This is a genomic window from Pseudomonas sp. VI4.1, from assembly GCF_002029345.1.
Lineage (GTDB): Bacteria > Pseudomonadota > Gammaproteobacteria > Pseudomonadales > Pseudomonadaceae > Aquipseudomonas.
Window position 1 is genome coordinate 26,752 of the sequence record NZ_MULM01000114.1, and the last position, 6,021, is coordinate 32,772.

Here is a 6,021-nt window from a genome sequence, read left to right on the forward strand (position 1 = left end):
GACAGACTTGAACGAGCCGTCAGAATTTTTCGGGAATTCGTCGTAGCGGATAATCCGGTTCGCGATAACCACCGGGCTTCTGCCGCTTGGGCAATATCACCTTCTCGCGCGCGACTTCCTCGTAGGGAATGCGGCTGAGCAAATCGCTGATGATGTTGAGGCGGGCCCGGCGCTTGTCGTTCGAGTTGGCCACCAGCCAGGGCGCATGTTCGGTATCGGTGGTCATGAACATGTCGTCGCGCGCCCGCGAGTAGTCATACCAGCGGCTGTACGACTTGAGATCCATCGGGGTCAGCTTCCAGATTTTGCGGCCGTCCTTGATCCGCGCTTCAAGCCGGCGGGTCTGCTCCTGCGGGCTGACTTCCAGCCAGTACTTGAGCAGGATGACGCCCGAATCGACGATGGCCCGCTCCACATTCGGTGCCGTTTTCAGGAAACCGGCCACCTGCTCCTTGGTGCAGAACCCCATCACCCGCTCGACGCCCGCGCGGTTGTACCAGCTACGGTCGAAGATCACCACTTCGCCCGCCGCGGGCAGGTGCGGCAGGTAACGCTGGACATACATCTGGCTTTTCTCGCGATCGGTCGGTGCCGGTAGCGCCACCACCCGAAACACTCGCGGGCTGACCCTTTCGGTCAGCGCCTTGATCGTCCCGCCCTTGCCGGCCCCGTCGCGCCCCTCGAAGATGATGCAGATCTTGGCGCCCTTGGCCTTTACCCATTCCTGCAACTTGACCATTTCGACGTGCAGGCCGCGCAGCTGTTCAAGATAAACTTTGTTCTTCAGTTTCGGGCTTTCAGCGAGCTTGCTCTTAGGCGCTTTCTTCTTGTCCCTTGCCATTGAAAAGACCTCACAAATGCCGGTAGATGACGACCGATTGGCAGATCGCCGCGCCTTTGTAGGAGCGAGCTTGCTCGCGATGGTCGTCAACGATAACGCGTGCTTGCTGGATAACACGCGGTGTTCCGGCGACTATCGCGAGCAAGCTCGCTCCTCCAGGTTTGTGGGCGGCCGTTGTGTTCTCCATGACCAACCGAGTGAGTTTAGTCGATGATTTCACCCTCAACACCGAGTTGACGTGGTGCTACCGGGCGATCCGCCGCGACGCTGGCTGAGCAGATTGACCATCAGGCAGGCATACAGCGTGACAACGATGAACAACCCCATGCGCACGGCAAAGGCGGTGTAGACGTCCTTGCCCGCCGCACTGTCCTGTACCGACTGGCCCAGCAGGATAATCATCGTGATCAGGCTGTTGAGCCAGAATCCCGGGCTGAAGCGGGTCGGGCTCAGCGCATATAACTTGCGCGCCAGCACCAGGGCGAACAGCAGCATCCACAGAAAGAACATCCACAGGTGCACGAACAGGCTGAGGGCGCACCAGAACAGGATGGCCAGGAGGCCACCGAACAAGGTCGAGCCGACCAATTCGCGGCCGGCGTTGCGGGCGGTCGCCGTCGAACTCTGCTGACCCAGGCTGACGGCCTTGAGAATGATCGGCAGGTAACTGGCGGGATCGATCAGCGCCAACAGGAAGGTCGGCAGCACGATCAGGGTGGTGCGCAGCGCCAACCGGCCCACCTCGTCGGCTGGCAAGATCGGCGAGGCCGGGGGTGACGGGGCGTTGGCCGGGTCGGGAAACAGCCAGTGACTCAACGCAGCACCAGCACCGCGAGTGCAACCCCTTGACCAATGCCCCGATGACCAGGGCGCCCAGCTCGAAATCGGCGACGCCGGCCGACGAGATCATGGTCAGGCCAATCACCAGAAAGGTCATGATCAGGTTGTTGCCACCCCGCAAGCCATAGCGGAAAGCCAGGAACAGACACACGCCGATCAACAGCACGCCACTGACCGGGTAATAACGCAGGATCGGGATCAACAGCAGGCCGATGGCGGTGGTCAACAGCGCGGCCAGGGCCAGTACCAGGCCCGCCTTGAACGGCAACGGTCGATTGAGTGTGGCCAGCAGCAAAACGGCCAGCACCGGGGCCAAAAAAGGAATCGGCAACCCCAGGCCAAAGCTGGCGGCGAGGCACAGCGCGGTGCCCGTGGCCAGGCGCAGTGCGCGCTGCGCCCGGGGCGAGCGCTCAGTAGACATACGATAGCCAACTCATCAGGCCGACAAACAACCGGCCCAGGGGATTCAGCAGATTGCCCTGAGTCGGGAACGCCATGACTTCCGCCTGCCCGCCGGCACGGACGGCACGGACGGCACCGCTGTCGCGCAGTCGGGTCCACGACTCCTCGGAAAACTCGATGATCACCGGAAAACGTTGCGCCGGGCGCAGCCAGTCACGGCTGTTCTGCACGCTGGGCAGCGTGCCGGGCGCGGGTGTCTGGCCGACACTGACGCCGTAGCCGACACTGCGCACACGCCCCTCGAACAGCTCGCCCGGCAACGCGTCCAGCACAATCGTCACTGGCGTATCGGGCTTGACCAGGCCGAGGTTGTTCTCGGTCATGTCGGCACTGATCCATACATCGTGGATGGCGATCAGGGTCATCACCGGGCTGCCGGCCCCGGCAAACTGCCCGACATCGGTGCGCAAATCGGTGACCAGCCCGGATGAGCGGGCGCGGATCTGCGTGTTGGCCAAGTCCAGCTCGGCTTTTGACAGCGCCGCGGCCGCGCTGCGCAACGTGGCGTTGTCTTCGTCGCTGCCGCCCTCCTGTTCACGCGCGCGCTGCACTTCGGCACGGGCGGCGGCGACCTGGCTGATCGCCTGTTCGCGGGTGGAGCGCGACACTTCCAGCAGGCGCACGGAAATGGTCCCGGGGTCTTCGCGGTACAAGCCTTCCAGGCGCTGATTGTCCTGCCGCGCCTTGAGCTCATTGGCCTGGGCGGCGCGCAAGTTGGCTTGCGCGGCCGCAATGCCGGCGGTGCTGGCGCCGATCTGCCGGCGGGTCGATTCAAGGTCGGCGCGCGCTCGGTCGACGGCAATCTGGTACGGCTGCGGGTCGACCTCGAACAGCAGTTCACCGGCCTTGACGTCCTGGTTGTTGCGCACGTTGACCCGGGTCACCCGCCCCGCCACCTCCGAGGCCACCGGAATCACAAAGGCGCCCACCCGGGCCTGTTGCGTATAGGGCGTGTATCGGTCGGCCAACAGGTACCAGGCCAGGCTCAGGAGGATCACCAGCAGCACCCACTTGATGCCTTTTTTTGTCGGGTCGGCGACAGGTGCCGGTGCCGGGCTGACAGGTGTCTCGGACGCGGGCCGCGGAGCTTCACTCATGGTGCTTGTTCCTGGTAAGACATCGGAAAGGCGGGTGCCGGGGTGGCAGACTCCTCCAGCAGATCACCCCAGTCGGTGCGTTGTTCCATCTGTTGGCGAGTCGCCGGATCCACTGTCGGGCGGGGGCTGTACCAGCCACCGCCGAGGGCTTTGTACAAGGCGATCGCATTGCTCACCGCATTGCTGCGGGCCACCAGGTAGTTGTCCTGTTGCTCGAGCAAGGCCCGCTGCGCATCCAGCACCCGCTGAAAGTCCGAGTAGCCTTCGCGGTACTGCACGCTGGCCAGCACCAGCGACCGCTTGGCGGACAACTCGGCTTCACCGAGGATGCGTTCGCGCTCCAGGGATTTGATCAGGCCAAAGGCAGCATCATCCGCTTCCCGTGCAGCCTGGCGGACCTTGTCGCGGTAAGCCTCGATCAACTGCTGCAACCGCGCGTCCTGCACCCGCACGTTGTTGCTGATCTGGCCGTGATCGAACAGGTTCCAGCGCAGGCTGGGGCCGCCGATAAAATCCAGGCTGCGCGAGGTGCCACTGAGGGTGTCGGCCGACCAGACGATGCTGCCAAGCAATGTCAGCGATGGATAGAAGTCGGTAACGGCCACGCCGATCAGCGCGGACTGGGCGGCGACATTCAGCTCGGCGGCGCGCACATCGGGCCGGCGCAGCAACAGGTTGGCCGGAACGTCCTGCAGCACCGCGCGATCGACCAGCGGAATCAGCCCTGGATGCTCGGTCAGCTGCGGCAATGCGCCCGGCGGTTGCCCGATCAGCACCGCCAACGCATTACGGGTGCGCTGCAACTGATCCTCGAAATTGGGAATGGTGCTCAAGGTGCCCAGGTACTGGGTCTTGGCCTGTTGCAGGTCGAGTTCGGCCTGCTGGCCACTGTTGAACAGCTTTTCGGTGATCTCGAAGTTGCGCTTTTGCTGCTCGGCGTTTTCCCGGGCAACACGCAAACGGGCTTCGGTGGTGCGCAGCGAGAAATAGGTCTCGGCCACTTGCGCGCGCAGCAACACCAGCACGTCTTCATAGTTGGCCTGGGCGGCGAAGTAGCTGGCGTCGGACGACTCGATGGCGCGACTGAAGCGCCCCCAGAAGTCCAGCTCCCAGCCGACGTCGAAGGCAGCGCTGTGTTGCCAGAAATGACTGTCCTGCGGGTTGCTGCCACCAAACTGCCGACGGTTGATGTACAGGCTGTCGGCGCTGGCCTGCTGCAACTGCGGGTAACGTCCGCTTTGCGCGATACCCAGCTGGGCGCGGGCTTCCATCACCCGCAGACCGGCGATTTCCAGGTCGGCGTTGTGCGCATCGGCTTCGGCAATCAACTGGTCCAGGACCGGATCGGCGAAGACTTGCCACCACTGCCGAAGATCCGGGTTCAGGCTGCGTTGACTGGATTGCTCGAGGGCCGGGCTACCCCAGTGTTTGGCCCAGGCCTCGCCAGGCGCCTGGAAATCCGGCCCGAGTCGTACGCAGCCGCTAAGCCCCAGTGCACCAAGCAGCAGGAGCCGGCCTGGCCGAAACAGCAAGGCTCTACGTGACTGCATTTACGCTGTTCCCGGCCGACGAAGTTCACTGGAGCATAGACGCCCAAACGGGCAAACGGCTGCTAAGCTTTTTAAACACCGCCGCCTCTGCAGCGACCGGTTAACAGGTACGATCCCCATGAATACGACCCAGGCTACTGTGGAGGCCCATTCAGCCGGCTGGCGCTTCAAGTTGGGGATCATCATTCTCTGTGTGATGTTGGGCTCCTGGCTGTTGGTAGCCCTTGCCGCAATGGTCGGTGTGGCGGGTTTTATTCGAAAAGCGCGGGTCGTCAATGCAGAAGCGGCCTAACGTAGAACATCCGGTCAGGGGTGCAAACCAGGCTGCAGCGCGTCCTCCCGGGGGCCGCAACGCCAGGGCACTTCGTCAGCAGTGGAGTCTTTATGAAAACGTCCTTCTCACCCTGCATCGCAACGATGCTCTCCATGGTCTGCCTGTGCGCCACGGCCGAGACCGTGACGCCGCTCAAAGGGCAGTCCCCGGACATCATCCAGCAAGACATAGGCGCGTGCCAGGCTCAGGCCGGCGGTACCACCAGCACCAGCCCTCAATCAGGTGGACGGGTCCGTGGTGCCGCCACGGGTGCAGTCGCGGGCGCAGCGGTGGCCGGGGCGCGCGGTCGTCAGCATGACGAGTTTTATGACCGGGTCGATGACGATGTCAAACAGGAATATAGGCAGAACAAAGCCAAGGATGCCGCGGTGGCCGGCGCGGTGGTCGGCGGAGCCCGGCAACGTCAGGACCGTCGCCAGGATCGCCGCAGTGCTGAACAGAATACGGCTGCCGCTTCTTCCGCCTACGCCAGTTGCATGCAGCAGCGCGGTTATCAGGTAACACCCTAGATATAATGTCTAGTCCTGAAATAGGTTTACATCTGTTTCACCCTAACGCCCGATGCACCGCACTGGGCGTTTTTTATTTAAGGACAGGTGCGAGCGCTACTGGTTTTAGATCAAGATCGCTTCGCGCCCCCTCTGTTCCGCTAGCGCCAAATCAGTCGGCTACCAGGCCAGGTATGGCGGCGGGTTCAATGCAGCCCCGCCGCCTTGCAGGCGTCGACGAAGTTCGCGCCTTTTTTTGTCCATGGCGGTCTTGACCAGGGCGTTGGCTTTTCGCAGGGCGGGGCTGGGCTGGGCCCATTGTTCGGGGGGCAGCGGTTGCGACCAGGCTTGCACGCTTTCAGGCAGGGTCGGGCGGCCCTTGCGGTGGGCCCATTCGGCGATCAGGTAG

At 63.2% G+C, this 6,021-nt stretch carries 6 protein-coding genes and 2 pseudogenes; 2 read left to right on the top strand and 6 right to left on the bottom strand.

All coding sequences use genetic code 11. From position 1 onward, the window contains the following. Positions 1-19 precede the first annotated feature (19 nt). The 5 genes and pseudogenes from ppk2 to BZ163_RS06980 all read right to left on the bottom strand — a co-directional run bounded on the left by ppk2 (position 20) and on the right by BZ163_RS06980 (position 4,790). Positions 20-841 (bottom strand): polyphosphate kinase 2, encoded by an 822-nt coding sequence (gene ppk2 / locus BZ163_RS06965; RefSeq protein WP_128870324.1) that lies wholly within the window; start codon positions 839-841, stop codon positions 20-22. Between the two features lie 10 nt (positions 842-851). Further along, positions 852-986 carry a hypothetical protein gene (locus tag BZ163_RS35455; protein WP_256578960.1) on the bottom strand — a complete coding sequence of 45 codons (135 nt, stop codon included), beginning with the start codon at positions 984-986 and terminating at the stop codon, positions 852-854. A 77-nt stretch (positions 987-1,063) separates the two neighbouring features. Continuing rightward, positions 1,064-2,102, bottom strand: a pseudogene (locus tag BZ163_RS06970) (DUF2955 domain-containing protein). After that, on the bottom strand, positions 2,092-3,240 hold the full coding sequence (locus tag BZ163_RS06975) for an HlyD family secretion protein (protein ID WP_128870325.1): 1,149 nt from the start codon (positions 3,238-3,240) through the stop codon (positions 2,092-2,094). Before BZ163_RS06975 ends, BZ163_RS06970 begins: the two are co-directional and overlap by 11 nt. Continuing rightward, complete coding sequence (locus tag BZ163_RS06980) at positions 3,237-4,790, bottom strand: efflux transporter outer membrane subunit (RefSeq protein WP_128870326.1); 1,554 nt, start codon at positions 4,788-4,790, stop codon at positions 3,237-3,239. The genes BZ163_RS06975 and BZ163_RS06980 overlap by 4 nt, the downstream gene beginning before the upstream one ends. Before the next feature lie 118 nt (positions 4,791-4,908). Here BZ163_RS06980 and BZ163_RS34745 point away from each other — a divergent pair, with 118 nt between their 5' ends. After that, complete coding sequence (locus tag BZ163_RS34745) at positions 4,909-5,082, top strand: hypothetical protein (RefSeq protein WP_161599971.1); 174 nt, start codon at positions 4,909-4,911, stop codon at positions 5,080-5,082. A 92-nt stretch (positions 5,083-5,174) separates the two neighbouring features. Then, entirely contained in the window at positions 5,175-5,633 is a 459-nt protein-coding gene (locus tag BZ163_RS06985; RefSeq protein WP_128870327.1) for a YMGG-like glycine zipper-containing protein, read from the top strand. 159 nt (positions 5,634-5,792) lie between these two features. On the opposite strand, the pseudogene BZ163_RS06990 reads toward BZ163_RS06985, so the two are convergent. Then, positions 5,793-6,021, bottom strand: a pseudogene (locus BZ163_RS06990) (hypothetical protein); the annotation flags it as partial.

What these genes read in the sequence shown, in the direction of transcription:
- ppk2 (WP_128870324.1), bottom strand. Translation starts at nt 841, where the DNA reads ATGGCAAGGGACAAGAAGAAAGCGCCTAAGAGCAAGCTCGCTGAAAGC.
- BZ163_RS06975 (WP_128870325.1), bottom strand. Translation starts at nt 3,240, where the DNA reads ATGAGTGAAGCTCCGCGGCCCGCGTCCGAGACACCTGTCAGCCCGGCA.
- BZ163_RS06980 (WP_128870326.1), bottom strand. Translation starts at nt 4,790, where the DNA reads ATGCAGTCACGTAGAGCCTTGCTGTTTCGGCCAGGCCGGCTCCTGCTG.
- BZ163_RS34745 (WP_161599971.1), top strand. Translation starts at nt 4,909, where the DNA reads ATGAATACGACCCAGGCTACTGTGGAGGCCCATTCAGCCGGCTGGCGC.
- BZ163_RS06985 (WP_128870327.1), top strand. Translation starts at nt 5,175, where the DNA reads ATGAAAACGTCCTTCTCACCCTGCATCGCAACGATGCTCTCCATGGTC.